Origin of the sequence: Planctomicrobium limosum, assembly GCF_051465645.1 — a bacterium.
Lineage (GTDB): Bacteria > Planctomycetota > Planctomycetia > Planctomycetales > Planctomycetaceae > Planctomicrobium.
In genome coordinates this window covers 3,856,739-3,874,104 of the sequence record NZ_CP195790.1, presented here as the reverse complement: position 1 = coordinate 3,874,104, position 17,366 = coordinate 3,856,739, and the positions used below count along the sequence as shown (strand labels likewise).

The following is a 17,366-nucleotide window of genomic DNA, read 5'->3' as shown; positions in this document are numbered from 1 at the left end:
TCATGATTCGAATCAATCAAATTGAATATTGTTGATTCGACGGTGATTTTACGCTGGCTGCTGGAGTTTCACACCGTCTTGGGTTGCCATACAAGTCGTAACTGGAAGCCTGGCAAGGAGAATTGGACTTCACTCGCAGCGAATCACGGGCAATCCTTTTCGTCCAGATGGCTGTCGTGATGGCCTCATTTGTATTGTTGCGATCGAGGGCGAGTTGGAATTCTGAGGTGTGTTGACTGTGAGTGAAGGTTGCTGGGGCTGTTTTGACACGAAAGCATAGGTTTATGAGATTCCAGAATCGGACAGTGATCGTCACCGGCGGAAGTCTTGGAATTGGTGCCGGGTGCGTCCGGGTGTTCGCGCAGGAGGGGGCGAACGTGGCGATTCTGGATATCAATGTGAAAGCCGGAATGCAGTTGGCGGAAGAATTGAACGCAACCGGCCCCGGGCGAGTGCATGTCATTCAATGCGATGTCAGCCAGCCATCGCAGATTCAGATGGCCATCGAAGAGACTGTGAATGAGTTCGGGCAGTTGGATTGTCTGATTAACAACGCTGGTGTTCACCCCCCTGCCACATCAATCGATGACACGTCGATTGAAGATCTGGAGCGGCTTTTTCAGGTGAACTTTGTCAGTACGTACGCGGCGGCCAAGTTCGCTGTTCCTTATCTTCGCAAGACAAAAGGAACGATTGTGAACATGAGTTCGATGACGGCCGTTCTCGGGCAACATCACTCGTCTGCCTATGCCGCGACAAAAGGGGCTCAGGTGAGTCTCACCAAAGCTCTGGCACTGGAGCTTGGAGTTGATGGTATTCGGGTCAATGCCGTGCTCCCCAGTAACGTTGATACTCCTTTGATGCGCGAATGGGCGGCGACGTTGCCTGATCCTGAATCGGCATTAAAGCGTGTGGCCGAGTTACAAGTCTTTGGGCGAATGGCGGCCCCGGAGGAGATTGGCCGGGTCTGTCTGTTTCTGGCGACGGAAGACTCCAGCTTCGTGACCGGGCAAGGGATCGAAGTTGAAGGGGGATCGAGCCTCGACTATTAAGGCGAGACGCTTGGTTCTTCCCTCACTGCTCTGTCTGGCTCGTTCCCCAAAGTCTGCTTTTTAATTTTGCTTGGGCCCCTGCACTTCCTGGTTCAGAAAGCAATTTGAGATGTTGCGAATTCAACGATCTTCAGAAGAAATGACGGAAATGAAAAGCTGCCTGAGAATGGGGTCACGAGTCTTGGCAGTGGCAACGGCTGCAGTTGCCATCAGCTCTTTTGTTGCACAGGCCGAACCGCCAGAACTGAGTTTCTCAGGCAAGGTTCTCATCAGCGAACCAATCGAGTTCGGTCCTGAATCTCAGCAGTCCTCAAACATTGTGTTATCAAAGTCGTTGGGGACGTCTGACTTTTCGGTTGGAGTGTCTTTTCGAACTGATGAATCTGGAACTCAGGATCTTGGCGATCTGGTCAGCTTGTGGAATCACAAGACGCGACACGGCTTTTCGCTTGGAGTTCGAAATAACACCGGAAGCACAACGAGTCAGGCAAACTGGCGTCAGATTCAGTTTGGAATTGATGCCGGAACAGAACCTGTCTGGCGCGATGAAGGACGGCCGGGGAACACGATCCTCGGCTTCTCAATGGCAGTCCACAAGGGACACCTTTACATGGGAACCTGCGAAGGAGGCCCAGACTCCATTGGCAAGGTCTATCGCTATGCAGGGGCTGGTGATTGGAAGCCAGTAGGGACTTTGGATGGGGCGAATTCAGTCACCGCGTTGGCGGCATTCGATGGAGAACTGTACGCCGGGACTGGTAAGTATCGTCTCGGCGGATCGAGCCTGCAGGACTCAATGAATGAGACACGCGGCGGCAAAGTCTATCGATTGACTGGTGACGACCAGTGGGAACTCATTGGAGATCTTGCCCCGACTGAGGCGATCGGTGGTCTCGTCACTTATCGCGGTCAGCTTTACGCGTCGTCTCTCTATCGACCAGCGGGCTTCTTCCGTTACGACGGCGATAAGAAGTGGACATCGATCCCGACGCCTGATGGTAAACGGGTCGTGTCGCTCGGTGTTCATGGCGGATATCTCTACGCAGGAAGCTACGACTCTGGTGCCGTCTATCGATTCGATGGGAAAGACTGGAAGGATCTCGGGCTCGTCTCCAACGACATCACCCAGACTTATTCATTCACCACATATCAGAACGCCTTGCATGTCAGCACATGGCCGACAGGGAAGGTTTATCGCCTTGATTCTGACGACAAATGGATTGATTGCGGGCGACTCGGAGAAGAGCTGGAAGTCATGGCGATGCTCGTTCACAACGGAACGTTCTATGGTGGCACGTTGCCGCTGGCGGAAGTGTACCGTTACGACGGCGGAACCAACTGGAAGCGTTTGAAGCAACTGGATGTCACACCTGACGTGCGTTATCGACGAGTGTGGACGATGGCGACTCATCACGGACGACTCTTCTCGACAACGTTACCGTCTGGCCACATCTGGTCGATGACTGCAGGTCAGTTGATTACAGATGATCGTGAACTCGGAAGTGGCTGGCATGACGTCGTTGCGCAGCGTAAATCCGGTGTGCTGCGATTGTTTGTCGATGGTAAGCTGGTCGCGGAAAGTGAAGCGAGTGATCTCAGTCTCGAAACGGCAGGGATGATGCTCAAAATAGGCGACGGCCCACGCGGAAAGTTCAACGGGACCATTAAGAAACTGTGGTTCGAAATCAACTAACCACAGGTTTGTTGCTCAGTCGTGTCGAGAGCCGGAAAGCAGAAAACTCCTCGAACATTGCAGGTTCTCTGCATTGTCCGGGGAGTTGAATTTTATCAGTTGAAGCTGTTCGTCCTGAGACTTACGCGGCTTCCTGTGCTTTGTTCATCTGTTTGAGAACGGCTTCTCGTGCGAGTTTGTGCCATTCCAGTTTCGAAATCTGCTTGTTCTGGATGTTGAGGTCCACAACTGTGATTTTCGCGTTGCCGCCGAAGAGGAATGACAGCGTCAGGTAAGCTGCGATACCACCAGTCAGGTTGCGAGTGCGGACGGTGCCAGGGAAACTGGAGAGCATCGACTGCCAACGGGCAATCTCGGCTTCATTGGTGTTGTTGATCGGGATGACCAGCCGCCCGTGAGGCTTCAGCATGGATCCCATGTTTGCCAGTGCGATCATCAGCTCTGGATGGAATGCGTCCGCGCCGATCAGGCTGGTTCCGCGAAACAGCACTCGGTCGAATGACTGAACACCGCCCGGCAGGTTCGCAGCTGGAGATCCAATTGCGATGGCGTCGCTCTGGGGGGCACTTGTGAGGTGGCGTTCTTCAATGCCTTGAACGGTGGCGCCGCGTCCACGCAATTTCAAGACCCACTCACCGTCCCCGCAGCCAACATCGAGCAGCGAGCAGCCGGCGTTCACGCCGTAGCGCTTGGCGATGAGGTTCAACTGGCCTTGAGAAACTTCAACTTTGAATGTCTCTGACATGGCAACCCTCCCTGGCTGTCCCGATATCCGCTAGACCGCAGGGGTCTATCCGTAGTTTTCTGCTGAGCGAAGTTTGTATTGGGCGGTCGTTTCCGGAACTCGCGACGTTCAGGTGATTTCTGCTGTCTGGGCAGAATCATTCAGCGCGCAAGTCCGGCCGCAATACTTAGGGCTATCGGATTGCAAGGTTCGCTTACATCAGGAATTCGCCACCAAGGCCGCACATTTTCAGGTGGGGTGCCGTTCAGGTCGACTGATCCGCCGAGTCGTGAGGATTTCAGAACACTCGAAAAGTTCGACTCGCAGGTGGTTTTAAAGGTACAATTGAGTTGAAACTCGGGATACACACGGAAGTAACGACGAACCTGAAGACTCCGTCTCAGGTTCGAGAGGGGGCAACCAGATTGGGGCCCCCGGTTGACGGTGCCGTTTTGGAACGAAATCATAGACGAATCCGATTTCGTCCCTACGATTGCAGCACGACAGCATCTCGGTGACAATTTGTGCTTACGAATTCATGAATTCGTTGTGATGAAATTGGTTGCGGCGTTTTTTGTTTGCTGTGAAATTCAGGGAACGCAGGAAGACAGTCAGGTCATTTGTTTCGGGAACCAGCGTTGAAGAGCGGTCTCTGATTCCTGCCAACGTGATCAGAATTGTGTGAATGTAGTTGTGTGAATGTACATTTATAACGTCTCACTAATCTGTTTTTTGTGCAGCTACCTGGTGGCACTCGCCTTGGAGCTGACTCAATTTGCGCGCCGAACAACGGCCGCACGGATTGGGACATTGCTGTTTGGGATCGCAGGATTTGTGGCACATACCACTTATCTGCTGGGACGGAGTCAGCTACATGACCTTCCCCCATTACTGAGTTCCACTTACGACTGGATGCTGGTTTCGGCCTGGCTCGCGATGGCTCTCTATCTGGGAGTGCAGCTCTGGAGTCCGAAGCTTTCTCTGGGAATCTTTGCGATTCCGATCGTGCTTCTGCTGATTGGAGTTGCGCCGTTTACCAGTCGCGTCCCGATTCCGCAGGTGTCGCAGATGCGATGGTGGAGCATGTTGCACGCCACTCTCTGGTCGATCGGGATCTTGGGAGTTCTTCTCGCCTGTCTGGCAAGCCTTATGTATCTGGTGCAGCATTATCGGCTGAAGAGTAAACAGGTTGAGTTACCAGCGCTGCATCTGCTGAGTCTCGAACGGCTGAGCCGGATTAACTGGTGGTTGGTCATCGTCTCCGTTCCATTGCAGACATTGGGCATGGCCACCGGTCTCTGGATGATTTATCTCTCCAAGAAGGGAGAGCACCCGGTTGATCTCTTGAGTACCACGGTTGTTATCAATGCCGTGATGTGGGTGGTGATGGCATTGTTATTTGGCTGGATGCTGGGGGCGAAGAACCCGACCGGCCGTCTGGTTGCTTTCAGAACGATTCTCGGCTGTGTCTTCATGGTGCTGACTCTGCTCGCCATGAAGATTGGAAGTGCTGACATTATTCACGGATTTTCCTCTCCCCAGCAGGCAGGAGGGAACCCATGAACGTTCGTGTTGTTTACTGCAATCACCAGTCGGCGGATCTCACTGTTCGGGAACGACTTGCGTTTCCATCCTCGGAGTCGCTGGAACGGGCATACAGCGAACTGCGAACACGGTTTCCACGATCAGAGCATGTTGTGATTTCAACCTGCAATCGTGTGGAACTCTATTGCGCACAGGAAGATCCGGCAGATGCTCCTGAACATCGCGAGCTGATTCGGTTCCTCGCAGATTTCCATCAGCTTCCGATGGAGACTCTGCTGAATGAAATGCTGGAGTATCAAGGCCCGGACGCTGTTCGTCACCTGTTTGAGGTTGCTTCCAGCATCGACAGCATGGTGCTTGGCGAAAGTCAGATCGTTAATCAGATTAAGTCGGCGTACGAGATCGCTTTACGGACAGATGCCAACGGCCCGTTGACCAGCGCCCTCTTTCAGCGTGCGATTTCCGTCTCCGGACGTGTGCGGACCGAAACCAAACTGTCTGAAGGCAAGGTTTCGATTGCGAGCGTGGCCGTCGGAGAGTTTGGCAAAAGCATTTTCGACCGGTTCGACGACAAGTCCGTCCTCGTTGTCGGGGCTGGCGAAATGGCGACCGAAACGCTTGTCTACCTGCAGGGAGAAGGTGTTCGGGAAATCAATGTCTGTAATCGGAGCCTCGAACGGGCTCAGCGAATTGCAGCGGAATTCAATGGCGTCGCCTACTCGTGGGAGGAGCTTCAACGCTGTCTCGGTCGAGCAGATGTCATTGTGAGCACGACCGGAGCTGAGCGTCCGGTGATTACGGCCGACCTGATGAAAGCCGTTCGGAGGGAGAGTGGTCCGCGACCGCTGTTCATGCTGGATCTGGGGGCTCCTCGTGATGTGGAACCGACCGTCGGAAACATCGATGACGGAATCTTCCTGTACGATATCGACGACCTCGAATCGACTTGCGAACGCAATCGCAAGAAAAGGGTTCTCGAGATTCAGCAGGCCAGACGTATCATTGAGGAAGAAACCTCAAAGTTCATGAGGGACGTCTATCACAAGGCGACAGGCCCGATTGTGAAGCGTCTGCGTGAAAACTGGGAAGAGGTCAGTCGACAGGAATTAGAGATCCTGTTTCGAAAGTTGCCGGATCTCGGGGACCGGGAACGTCAGGCGATCGAAAAATCGATCTATCGCGTTATGAACAAGCTTCTACATCCTCCGTTGGAGACACTACGGGACGAAGCCCGTACAGGTACTCCACATGGTATGATCAGTACGATTAAGCGGTTGTTTCAGCTCAACGATTAATCTCGGTCCACAACAGACTGTAATCGGGAGTGCGACTCGGCGCGATTGTGTTGTCTGGAGTGAATGCTACGTTGGTTTGGTCTGTTGCGATCGTGTCTGGCTGTGCCGATTAGGACAGGGTCCGTAAAAGTCTTTTCGACGCAAGTTAGTATGAGTGCGGTAGATTGCGCAAGATCTCCTTGACGGCAATGGCAATCTGCGTAGACTGAAGTGGAGATTTTCGTCTCTCGTGAGTTTACGGCTCGCTCTGTGCTGTCCTCTTCATGTTCGTTGGGTGTAGCGGTTATACGCTTCGCATTGACTTCGTTGAAGTTCGGCGGCGACTTGATCGAGAAAGAATAGGCGAGAGTGTCGATTCTTCAGGAACGATGCTGGTTGCCTGAACTCGCCGAGTCTTCTCGGGGATGTTTCAGCGAGCAGCGGAAGTCTCCTGACAGCGACATTCGAGAGTTGTGAAGAGACCGCCTCCGGCATCCAGAATGCGAAGTTCTGATTTTTATCAGCTTCGCGCAAAGTCGCGGCAATTTAGATCCGTATACTGAATTAGTTTGATCAGCGCGAGCGTGCATGGATGGCGGCGCGTAGACACCCTTTTTTCTCTGTCAGAAATCATCTGACACACAGGGGAATTCGATGGCCTCGTCCAAGCCAACAGCGGTTCACTTCTCACTGATCGTTTTTGTGATGACCACGTTAATTCTGGCGTTGGTCTGCTATCTCAATTACAAGAAGCAAGCTGAAACACTTTCTCAGCTCGATGCCGCTAACGATAAAGCGAATCGTGCCGAGAACGAACGTCGCGTTGCTGAAGACGATATTACTCTGCTGAAACGCAAGCTGGGTTATCCCGACTTTCCAACCATTGGAGGAGAGGACGAAACCAACCCGAACACTGTGACAGGTGCGCTGAAACGCGATCTGGCTGCTTTTGGTCGTGAACAGGTTCAACCAAGTCCAGCCAGCCCGACAGTGGCAGCAACTCTTCAAAGCCTGCGTTCTGCTCTGAACACATCCGAGTCTCACATCCGTGAACGTCAGACTGAGCTCGCAAATGTTCAGACTGAAATGACTCAGGAACAGCAGGCTCATATGCGTCGCATCGCCGAAATCCAGGAATCTCAATCTGGATCGGAAAAGCAATTGCAGGATCTCGTTGCCCAGCGTAACGAACTGGTTGCAGAAAAAGATCGCGACATCGGAAAGTGGCGAGAAGAATTTCGCCGTGAACAGCGTGAAAAGGAAACCCTGCGAGACGAACTCGACGCTCTTCGTAAGAAGAAAGACGAAGAGTCACGCGACTACGAACGTGTCATTGGCTACATGCGTGAGCGTTTGAATAAGCTGGAAGATTTGAGCTTCGACAAAGCTGATGGAGCGATCGTTCGGGTCGATAACACCACCAGAGCTGTCTGGATCAATCTGGGTTCTGATGACGGACTCCGCAGTCAGGTCACGTTCTCGGTTTATACCAAGGGGCATCAGGGAGTTGGTCGCGGTAACGCAGACATCAAAGCCAAGATCGAAGTCACAAAGATTCGTGGGCCGCATCTTGCAGAAGCACGTATTCTGACCGAAGACATTTCCCGTCCAATTCAGGCTGATGATCCGATCTACTCACCAGCCTGGTCCAAAGGACAGAAGGAATTCTTCTCGTTCGTTGGCGTTGTTGACATGAACGGTGACGAGAAGAGCGATCGCGAACTGTTGCGATCCACTCTTTCCAACTCCGGTGCTGCTGTCGAACTGGAAATTGATGACGCCGGAAACCGAGTTCCTGAGAATGGTCAGCTCTCGGTCAAAACCAAGTTCCTTGTGATTGGTCGGTTGGAAGATCCAACGGATTTCCCAGGGAGTGACACTCAGAAGCAGGAAGAAATTCTGAAGGTCATCAAGGAATATGAAGAGCTGACAAAAGAAGCGACCCGCAAGGGGATTAAGATTGTCAACTTCCGTGACTTCCTGAACTACATGGGATACGAACAGCAGCTGCGATTGCTCGATAGCGATTCCAAGGGATATCCATTGAAATCTGGCTTGAAGCCAACCGCGACTGTTGAGAAACCAGATGCAGCGAATCGTCTGCCGATTCCAAAGTCCTCATCTCGTTTTGATTCCAGCGGTTCGACACCAAAGTCCATGTCAAACGGACGGTAAGTTCTGCTTCTGGAATCGCAGTTGGAAGCAACTGTGACTGTTCAAATTTGATAAACTTCAGGGGAGCCTTTCATTTTGGAAGGCTCCCCTGCTTTCTTCTCCATCCATTGCTATTGCCATGCAGAATCACGAAATTGCCCACCTTCTGGAAGAAACAGCCATGCTTCTGGAGATGCAGGGGGCGAATTCGTTTCGTGTGCGTGCCTATCGAAATGCGGCTCGCACTGTTGAAGATTCGGTGGAGTCCATTGAGGAACTCGCACTTGGAAATCCGGCTGACCTGTTGAACCTGCCTGGGATTGGCAAGGACATCGCAACGAAAATTACGCAGCTGGTAACTGATGGTTCATTCGAACTGCTCAATGAGCTTCGAGCAGAGTTTCCACCGGGACTGTTGCAGATCATGAATCTCCCGGGGGTCGGGCCCAAGAAGGCTGCCATTCTTCATCGAGAGTTACAAGTACAGGGGCCGGCCGATCTCAAGGCAGCAGCCGAAGCGGGACGAGTCTCAGCACTCAAGGGGTTCGGGAAGAAGACGGAACAGTCGATTCTCGCATCGATTGAACAGTTGAGCCAATTTGGCCAGCGCGTGCTGATTTCCGAGGCGAGATTTGCAGCGGAGCAGATTCTTGCCGCCCTGCAGTCGCTCCCAAGTGTGACTCACGCCGCGATCGCCGGAAGTTGTCGGCGTCGGAAGGAAACGTGTGGAGACCTCGATATTCTTGTGACGTCGAGCACACCTGACGATGCAATGAATCTGCTTGCCAGTCTTCCTTTGGTCTCCGAAGAGTTGTCTCGCGGGCCGACCAAGCAACGGGTTCGATTGCGTGATCATCTGGAACTCGACCTGCGTGTTGTCCCTGAGGAATCGTTCGGGGCGGCACTGCAATACTTCACCGGTTCCAAAGAGCACAACATCGTCATTCGGCGTCGGGCAACGGAGCGGGATCTGAAGCTGAACGAGTATGGTCTGTTTCGCGGTGAAGAACGCATTGCCGGGCGGACTGAAGAAGAGATTTATTCCGCTCTCGGGCTTCCCTGGATCTCTCCAGAGCTGCGAGAGAATCGAGGCGAGATTGAGCTCGCAGAAAAGAATGCTCTGCCAAGATTGATCACGCTGAAAGACATTCGGGGTGATCTTCATATGCATACGACTGCTACGGATGGAACAGCGACGATTCGCGAGATGATCGAAGCTGCCAGAGAGCGTGGTCTGAAGTACATCGCGATTACAGACCATTCAAAACGGGTCTCGATGGCAAACGGTCTGGATGCGAATCGATTGCGGAAGCATTGGGATGAGATTCGAACCATCCGCGAAGAGTACAGCGACATCGACGTTCTGCTGGGGATCGAATGTGACATCCTCGAAAACGCTGAAATGGATTTGCCTGACGATGTGCTTGCGGAAGCGGACTGGGTGATCGCCGTCTTGCATTACGGTCTGAAGCAACCGCGCGATCAGATTATGTTGCGACTGCTGAATGCCATCCGTAACCCCAATGTGAGTGCCATTGGACACCCGAGCGGACGGCTGATTGGTCGCCGAGTTGGGGCTGATATTGACTACGCAGAGCTGTTGAAAGCGGCGGCAGATCATGGCGTCATGATGGAGATTAACGCTCACCCGAATCGTCTTGATCTGGATGATCTGTATGCAGCTGCGGCTCGTGATCTTGGGATCCCGATCGTCATCAATACTGACGCTCACTCGCAGGTGGGCTTGGACGTCATGGAATACGGAGTCGATCAGGCGCGACGGGCCGGACTGACGAAGAACGATGTTGCCAATACGAAACCAATTGCTGAGTTCCGCAAGCTATTGCGGAATCATCACTGATCTTTGAATGCTCATCAGTGAAGAGTGTGACACCTGTCTCTCAGGTACCTGTCACCTGTGATACTCCGGTTTCAGATGACAGGTACGCTTCCTCTCGAAACTCAGGAAGGTCCGCTGCGCTCTCTCTTATCGGAAGTTGCTTCTGTGTTGACATCCCGTAACGAGTTCAAGAGAGTGTTTACATTCTTGGAATCTGGCTTTTCGTCGCAGGCCTGCCTGTCAACTATCTGCTTGAGCTCTGTACTTTCGAAGATGTGAGGTGAAGCATGAGGATGTATCGGACTCTGTTGGCGGCCTGCCTGTTTTGTCTCGTTGGAGTTGTCTCCGTGGGACATGCCGCTGATGCTCAGGCAAAACATGTTGTTGTGATTTGTGTCGACGGCTTGCCAGCCTATCTGTTGAAAGATCCGAACGTCCCGCTGACGAATATTCGCGGCCTCGCTGCACGCGGCGTGATGGCAGAGGGAATGATTGCTTCGAACCCCTCCGTGACTTGGCCGAATCACACGTCCATCGTGACCGGCGTTCGTCCAGAGACACATGGTGTGTTGTTCAACGGAGTTCTGGAGCGTGGAGGGCTCGGAATTCCTGTGAAAGTGAACAGCCGGACGGACAAGTCTGCTCTGGTTCACGCACCGACGATTTATGACGTTGCTTTGAAGCACTCGATGACATCCGTGGGGATTAACTGGCCATGTACCAGAAACTCACAGACACTCAAGTACGATTTCCCGGACTCACCAGACACTCTGACTTTTACGACCCCTGCTTTGCTGGAAAGCATGAAAGCGGAAGGTCTCTGGAGCGATGAAACGCACAAAGCGTTTCCCAAGTTGAGCACGGTCTCGAAAGATCGAATCTGGACTCAGGCAGCTTGCCATCTGATCAAGAAGGAAAAGCCGAACCTGACGCTGGTTCACCTGTTGAACGTTGATGGAATCCACCATCGATATGGCCCGCTGACTGATGCTGGCTATGCTGCTGTGGCCTATGCAGATTCCTGCGTTGGTGACATTCTTGCTGCGATCGATGATGCCGGGATCCGTGAACAGACCGCTGTGATGGTTGTCTCCGATCACGGGTTCATCTCAATTCCAAACACTATTCTCCCGAACGTTGCTCTGCGAAAAGCGGGATTGCTGACTGTCGAGAACAATCAGATTGCAACCGCCAATGCGATGATTGTTCCTGAAGGGGGCATTGCGATGCTCTACCTGACTCGCCCGGATACTGCGGCCGAAGATCGCAAGAAAATTATTGAGCTGTTCAAGGACCAGGAAGGGATTCTTGAGGTCGTCACTCCGGATCAGTATTCGAAGTATGGGCTTCCACAACCTGACGAATATCCACAGATGGCAGATCTGATTCTGTCTGCCAAAGATGGCTATGGATTTGCAGCAACAGCGACTGGTGAAGATGTTGTCATTGCCAGCAAGGGGACGTTGGGAACACATGGCTTCCTGTCAACGAACCCCAAAATGAACGCCACTTTTGTGGCTGCAGGTGCCGGGATCCGGGACGATGTGGAACTCGGGGTGATCGAGAACATCAATATCGCGGCCACGATTGCTCAGCTTCTGAAATTCCCGTTTGAATCAGCAAAGGGAGCTCCTTTGACGACGATTCTGAAAACGGAAGCTCAGGTCAGTCGCTAGTCTGATCCGTTTTGCAGTGTCTCTGTAGCGGTTGGAACATTCTGACTGCGACCGGACACTGTCTCGCGAACCCGAAGCTGATTTGCGACAATGAGTCTGGCGATTGCCGTGGTTGGCAATCGCCTTTTAATTTCGATTCAGCCGTTGTGCCGTTGTCGTCTTTCATGTCAAAATTGGTGCGACGGGGTCCCTCGTCCACTGATCATTTTTCAACTTTGATGTCGAGCCATGCGCCAGAACTCGCCTTTTGTATTGCTGAATGAACGAGACACCGTCGTTGTTGCTCGTGACACGGCACCAGCTGGTGGTGTCTGGACGTCGACCGACGGGATGCAATCGGTTGTCGCCCGTGAACAGATTGATCTGGGGCACAAGATGGCGCTGCGTCCATTTGCTCCGGGGGAAACAGTCGTCAAGTTTGGTCAGCCGATCGGATTCGCGACCAAACCGATTGCCGCAGGAGAATGGATTCACTCTCACAATCTCGATATGGCTCCGTTGGATCGGGACTTTGAGTTCGGCACTGATCTTGTTCAACTGCCAGTCCCCAATGAGCAGAGAACGTTTCTCGGGTATCGTCGTCCAGATGGGCGTGCAGCGACTCGAAACTACGTTGCCGTTCTGACAACGGTGAATTGCTCGGCGACCTCTGCGAACTTCATTGTCGATGCGTTCGATAAAACGATCCTGAAGGACTTCCCGAACATCGATGGTGTGATTGCATTGAATCACAAAAGCGGATGTTCATTCCGGTACACAGGTCCAGACCATCAGATGTTGTCGCGGACTCTGAGTGGATTTGCTCAGCATCCGAATATCGTTGCGTACATCATCCTGGGGTTGGGATGTGAGACTGGTCAGGCTTCTTACCTCGCTGAGCAATTCGATCTGGTGACGCTGGATGGCTCCGGGTCTTCAAACAAGCGTCCTTTGGTTTTGAATATTCAGGATCTCGGAGGCGTTCGTAAAACTGTTGATTACGCCGTCGGAAAACTGAAAGAACTGTTGCCTGCTGCGAATGACGTTCACCGCGTTCCGATCCCAATCTCTGAGTTGATTTTGGGGACCAACTGCGGCGGTAGTGATGGTCATAGCGGGATCACTGCTAACCCGGCACTTGGTGTCGCCAGTGATATGCTTGTTGCTCATGGGGGAACAAGCGCATTGGCGGAAACAACAGAGATCTACGGCGGAGAGCACTTGCTCACGCGTCGAGCGGTCTCTCGTGCGGTGGGCGAGAAGCTGATTGAACGGATTCGCTGGTGGGAAGAGTACTCTGCGAAATTCGGTGCGAAGATCGATAACAATCCTTCTGTCGGAAACAAGAAGGGTGGATTGACGACGATCTTCGAAAAGTCGCTGGGCGCAATCGCCAAGGCTGGGAACGCTCCGCTGACCGCAGTCTATGAATATTCCGAGCCGATGACCGAGAAGGGTTTTGTCATTATGGACACACCCGGATTTGACCCAGCGTCCGTGACCGGGCTCGTGGCCGGAGGGGCGAACATCGTCATTTTCACCACCGGTCGCGGAAGTTGTTTTGGCTGTAAGCCAGTGCCATCGATCAAGGTGTCGACGAATACTCCGATCTATCGTCGTATGATTGACGATATGGATCTGAACGCCGGAACAATTACCGATGGCGAGAAGACAGTTGAAGAGGTCGGCCACGAGATCTTCGAGATGATGATCGACGTGGCCAGCGGCAAGAAAACGAAAAGCGAAGAACAGGGCATCGGGGACGAGGAGTTCTGCCCTTGGATGCCCGGCCCAATTTTCTAATGACGAGTCGGCCGTTGTTGTTCAGCTTCGCAATCAATGGCCATGATTAATATCGAAGGTTCACGTGACCGCTGTAGCTGGCGCCATTTCGAATATTGATCAAGTTGAAATGCATGTGCTGAGGGGAGTTTTGGACTTCCTGTCTGTAATGCTGCTCATCTGTGATTTTGATCCCGTTGACGTGAGTGATGATGTCTCCGGGTTCCAGGCTGCGAATCCCCAGAGTGTCGAGATCCACCCGGCGAGCCGGGGTATTGGCCATCACTGCTGTGACTTTGACACCTCCTCCCGGTTGAGAAGTGACATATGCCCCGAATCGAGTTCCGGTGGTGGTTCCGCCTGAACCACTACTGAGTTGTGCAGTCGCTGTCAGGACACGTTGATCGGCGTATCTGCGAAACGTGAACTGCATGTCCTTCGGGGAACTGGAGAGCGCCTGATCGAACTCAGAGACAGTCGTGATTGCTCGACCGTTGATCGTCAAAAAGAGATCTCCGCTGCTCAAGGTTGCCCGACTTCCATCGCTGAGAACGATCCTTGTTGCAGGCGAGTTTGAATTCACCGTGACAACTTCCACGCCTCCGGTCTGATCGCTGACTGTGACGCCGATTCGGTTTGCGGTAGTTCCTCCACCCCCTCCTCCTAAGGTTGTTGTGCAGGCGTAGATTCGCCCGTTTCGCGAGTTCTGAATCGTGAATTGCAGGGTTCCAGGTGGAGCGTCGAAGAGCGCAACGAGATAGTCACTGCGGTTGTTCGCGGGAACTCCATTGATGTTGACAATAATGTCATTGGGTTCCAGGTAAGATGCCTGCCCGTTGGTGAAGCGAATTCGCATCGCAGGACTGTTGGGAGTCACGCTGATAATTCGTTGGCCGATACCCCCTGCAGGGACGGTGACGATCCCCAGACGCGGCTCTGAATCTGGATCAGGAGCTGGGTTTGGCTGAGCGACCCGGAATCGAACCGGACCATCTTGCTGTTCCAGCCTTGCCGTCGGAACAAGCGATGATTGCGAAGGCGCGATGCCTGAGGAACCAGACTCGATCACAGGCAGTCGATGCGGAGAGAGGTGATCGATCGGATGCAATGTGTGCAGGGCCGACTCTTTGGCGAATGCAGTCGAAATACTGGTCAGCCCGATGACCAAGAAACAAGTCGCGATGGTTCTGGAAAACATACCTGGCCCTTTACTGTTGAGAATACTCTGAAACAGTTCAGTCAGGGCTCACTTGAAACGGGTTGGATGGCTCGACCCAATTCAGGGGAGGCTACTTAACTTGAGTTACTCATACAGACGATGAGAAACGTCTGCATGAAGATAGTGTCATCCGTCTCGTTGCCAGTGAGCCCGCTCGCTTCTTAAAGATCAATTTACAGGCATGCGATCGGGAATTCTCGCGCAAAACGGGAACTTGACGGAAGTCCTTACTGGTATCGACGGTCCAGGAGCGGGTGCAGAGAAATGCCATCTGGCATCCGAATGTCGATTCGCTGAGGACCGTTCGAGTTGTCGAGCCCTCCGAAGCGCGTGACGTAATCCTGAAGACGAGACAGTTTGGTGTTAAAGCTTGGTTCGAGCTCGTCAGCTCCAGGTGGACGTCCCCAGGTGATGCGACTTCCCCCGATGGTTTCGATCTCGAAGACTAGTTGTTCTGGTTTCGCGGTTGCAGGGTCGACGTCCGGTGCGATCAATGCCGCGAATCCGAAGCGATTCCAGTACTTCTCCAGATCGCTTTCTGGAGCAAGATATGTTGCCAGTTGAGCTCCGGAAGTGACAACAGGATCTCCCCAGTCGTGGCCCATTCCGCCTTGAGGCAGCGACTTCACGCGTCGGATGTGAGGCAATCGTGACGTATCGGTGACGTTGAAGTCTGCTGGAGGAAGGAGGACTCCTTCGGTGTCGACCGGATAGACGCCACGTGGGACTTCAACGAACGCGGCAGGGACGCGATAGACAGCGTCCACCTGGAGCCGGGAATCACGGGTGATCTGGACCGAGTTGACCTTCTTGATCCACGGATTTTTCTCCCAGGCGATTGCAATCTTCTCGCAGAGATCCGGGTCAAGCAGCGAGACCGTGTCTGGCAAACCTGATTCGGCCTGGATCTGTTTCAGCAGATTTGAAGGCACCCAATTATTAGGCGAATTCAGGACGGTATCTTCAAGTTGGAACTGATATTCCTTTTGTTCCGACAACTTTGGCAGAGACATCGGGAGCCAGATCGACAGTGTCACCGTGACCACGATAAACGCCACGCAGATCCAGATTCCCGGCTGACGCCACCAGGCAGCCGGACGCGGTGGAGCGATCGGCTCGATGGTTTTGGCTTTACCTTTGGGAGGCTTGGGTGACACTGCGTAGGGCCGTTGCTAGAGCTCGTAGGGTCAAAGGGGCGGTGAGGAACTGACGCTTCGTCTATCTCGATTCCGTTTGTCGTTGATGTTCTGCATTCAAAGCAGGGGTGCTCAATGCGCAGCATCGGTCTTTATTGCCTGCTTTCATGCTGAAATCTTGTTGGTCCAGCATCATTAGCTAAAGTGGAATATTGCTTACTATTGGACGGCATGTCGGGGGATTTGTGATCCGTTGACTTGATTCCTGCCAGAACACCGAGAGTCCGTTCGGTTGATGGTTCTGTGATTGCTTTTTTGATTAGACCGTATCGGTCTATCATGTGGCCGCGTAGCAGCCTTCTCGATAGGAGAAAATCTGAATGCCGCGTGCCTGTCACGCCACACCAGTTCAAGAACCGCTCCAGGCGGTTCGGACTTTCACAAGCAGGTCTCCGTGTCTTCCGGACGCGGCACAAAAAAAGGCACCGACAAGTGAATTGTCGGTGCCTGACACGTTATTCTGGGGTTGAAGTGCCTGTCTGGTCACTTTAATGACCTCGGGGCTTCAACGATTCTTTAACTCTGCACTCAAACCAGTGGAACCGGTTCAGGGATCAGCAGGAATGGGAACACCCGCAATGGACGCCCAATTTCCAATGACGTTGGGTAAGCAAGTTGTGCGGCTCGGTCTGCGGCAAACTGCAGCAGAGTGAAGCTCAACCCGCAGAAGCGATCCTGATCTGATTCGGCGGCAACGTCAGCAAAGACTTCCCCTGCGGACGCGGCGTGACGACGGACCCCGTGAATACTTTCTTCACGGACTTTGATTCCGGCGGCAGCCATCTTGACCAGACCTTTAACGAACAAGCCGCACAGTGTGTCTGCTCCGGTTGATCGCAGAAGGCGTTCCCACTCGTCGTGAGCTTCCCAGTAGAAGCCCAGGTTGAAGTAATCCAGAGCCATGAGATAGCTCCGGTTTTCAGCCCATTGGGATTCTTTCAACCCCTTTGGACTTTGTGGGCGTTTGTTGTAGCTATGTCCACGTGGATCCCGGTAAGGGTGTGGTGTGCCTGACCCGGGAATGTGGGTGTATCGAGGAGTTTCGGCGGCCGACAACAGTCGCACGAACCGGACCCCACGCTGAACATCAGCGAGTGTCAACTTTGAATCGAGCCCTGCTTTTGCTGCATTTGAGTCGACGGGCTGGTTCTCGACTTCAACCTTTTTGCTTGCCATATGACAATTCCAGTATATTCAACTACGGCAACGTCACTGAGTTCAGAGCGAGGGAG

Annotated in this window: 12 protein-coding genes; 8 read left to right on the top strand and 4 right to left on the bottom strand. The window is 53.1% G+C overall.

The genetic code is table 11. The features are described 5' to 3' along the window. Positions 1–284: 284 nt before the first annotated feature. A complete protein-coding gene (locus tag SH527x_RS14790) occupies positions 285–1,052 on the top strand; it encodes a glucose 1-dehydrogenase (RefSeq protein ID WP_437191449.1) in 768 nt (255 codons plus the stop codon). A 166-nt stretch (positions 1,053–1,218) separates the two neighbouring features. Further along, entirely contained in the window at positions 1,219–2,745 is a 1,527-nt protein-coding gene (locus tag SH527x_RS14785) for a hypothetical protein (RefSeq protein ID WP_437191448.1), read from the top strand. Positions 2,746–2,866: 121 nt separating this feature from the next. On the opposite strand, the gene SH527x_RS14780 is transcribed toward SH527x_RS14785, so the two are convergent. Next, positions 2,867–3,490 carry a class I SAM-dependent methyltransferase gene (locus tag SH527x_RS14780; protein ID WP_437191447.1) on the bottom strand — a complete coding sequence of 208 codons (624 nt, stop codon included), beginning with the start codon at positions 3,488–3,490 and terminating at the stop codon, positions 2,867–2,869. Between the two features lie 726 nt (positions 3,491–4,216). Between SH527x_RS14780 and SH527x_RS14775 the strand changes: the two genes are divergently transcribed. The 6 genes from SH527x_RS14775 to SH527x_RS14750 all read left to right on the top strand — a co-directional run bounded on the left by SH527x_RS14775 (position 4,217) and on the right by SH527x_RS14750 (position 13,740). Beyond that, positions 4,217–5,032 (top strand): hypothetical protein, encoded by an 816-nt coding sequence (locus SH527x_RS14775; RefSeq protein ID WP_437191446.1) that lies wholly within the window; start codon positions 4,217–4,219, stop codon positions 5,030–5,032. Next, positions 5,029–6,309 carry a glutamyl-tRNA reductase gene (gene hemA, locus SH527x_RS14770; protein ID WP_437191445.1) on the top strand — a complete coding sequence of 427 codons (1,281 nt, stop codon included), beginning with the start codon at positions 5,029–5,031 and terminating at the stop codon, positions 6,307–6,309. The genes SH527x_RS14775 and hemA overlap by 4 nt, the downstream gene beginning before the upstream one ends. Before the next feature lie 633 nt (positions 6,310–6,942). Beyond that, the gene (locus tag SH527x_RS14765) at positions 6,943–8,463 is read left to right on the top strand and encodes a hypothetical protein (protein ID WP_437191444.1); all 1,521 of its coding nucleotides are present in this window, start codon (positions 6,943–6,945) and stop codon (positions 8,461–8,463) included. A gap of 118 nt (positions 8,464–8,581) precedes the next feature. Then, complete coding sequence (gene polX, locus SH527x_RS14760; RefSeq protein ID WP_437191443.1) at positions 8,582–10,303, top strand: DNA polymerase/3'-5' exonuclease PolX; 1,722 nt, start codon at positions 8,582–8,584, stop codon at positions 10,301–10,303. Positions 10,304–10,575: 272 nt separating this feature from the next. After that, positions 10,576–11,958 (top strand): alkaline phosphatase family protein, encoded by a 1,383-nt coding sequence (locus SH527x_RS14755; RefSeq protein ID WP_437191442.1) that lies wholly within the window; start codon positions 10,576–10,578, stop codon positions 11,956–11,958. A gap of 228 nt (positions 11,959–12,186) precedes the next feature. Then, the gene (locus SH527x_RS14750) at positions 12,187–13,740 is read left to right on the top strand and encodes a UxaA family hydrolase (protein ID WP_437191441.1); all 1,554 of its coding nucleotides are present in this window, start codon (positions 12,187–12,189) and stop codon (positions 13,738–13,740) included. A gap of 46 nt (positions 13,741–13,786) precedes the next feature. Here the strand turns inward: SH527x_RS14750 and SH527x_RS14745 are convergent, their stop codons facing one another. The 3 genes from SH527x_RS14745 to SH527x_RS14735 all read right to left on the bottom strand — a co-directional run bounded on the left by SH527x_RS14745 (position 13,787) and on the right by SH527x_RS14735 (position 17,310). Further along, on the bottom strand, positions 13,787–14,917 hold the full coding sequence (locus tag SH527x_RS14745) for a PDZ domain-containing protein (protein ID WP_437191440.1): 1,131 nt from the start codon (positions 14,915–14,917) through the stop codon (positions 13,787–13,789). A gap of 248 nt (positions 14,918–15,165) precedes the next feature. Continuing rightward, positions 15,166–16,095: a cell division protein FtsQ/DivIB gene (locus SH527x_RS14740; protein ID WP_437191439.1), complete on the bottom strand. Its 930-nt coding sequence runs from the start codon at positions 16,093–16,095 to the stop codon at positions 15,166–15,168. Between the two features lie 567 nt (positions 16,096–16,662). After that, entirely contained in the window at positions 16,663–17,310 is a 648-nt protein-coding gene (locus SH527x_RS14735; RefSeq protein ID WP_437191438.1) for a DUF309 domain-containing protein, read from the bottom strand. Positions 17,311–17,366: the final 56 nt, after the last annotated feature.

Bases quoted from the DNA above. Each gene is read 5' to 3' on its own strand.
- SH527x_RS14790 (WP_437191449.1), top strand. From the start codon at position 285: ATGAGATTCCAGAATCGGACAGTGATCGTCACCGGCGGAAGTCTTGGA.
- SH527x_RS14785 (WP_437191448.1), top strand. From the start codon at position 1,219: ATGGGGTCACGAGTCTTGGCAGTGGCAACGGCTGCAGTTGCCATCAGC.
- SH527x_RS14780 (WP_437191447.1), bottom strand. From the start codon at position 3,490: ATGTCAGAGACATTCAAAGTTGAAGTTTCTCAAGGCCAGTTGAACCTC.
- hemA (WP_437191445.1), top strand. From the start codon at position 5,029: ATGAACGTTCGTGTTGTTTACTGCAATCACCAGTCGGCGGATCTCACT.
- SH527x_RS14765 (WP_437191444.1), top strand. From the start codon at position 6,943: ATGGCCTCGTCCAAGCCAACAGCGGTTCACTTCTCACTGATCGTTTTT.
- polX (WP_437191443.1), top strand. From the start codon at position 8,582: ATGCAGAATCACGAAATTGCCCACCTTCTGGAAGAAACAGCCATGCTT.
- SH527x_RS14755 (WP_437191442.1), top strand. From the start codon at position 10,576: ATGTATCGGACTCTGTTGGCGGCCTGCCTGTTTTGTCTCGTTGGAGTT.
- SH527x_RS14750 (WP_437191441.1), top strand. From the start codon at position 12,187: ATGCGCCAGAACTCGCCTTTTGTATTGCTGAATGAACGAGACACCGTC.
- SH527x_RS14745 (WP_437191440.1), bottom strand. From the start codon at position 14,917: ATGTTTTCCAGAACCATCGCGACTTGTTTCTTGGTCATCGGGCTGACC.
- SH527x_RS14735 (WP_437191438.1), bottom strand. From the start codon at position 17,310: ATGGCAAGCAAAAAGGTTGAAGTCGAGAACCAGCCCGTCGACTCAAAT.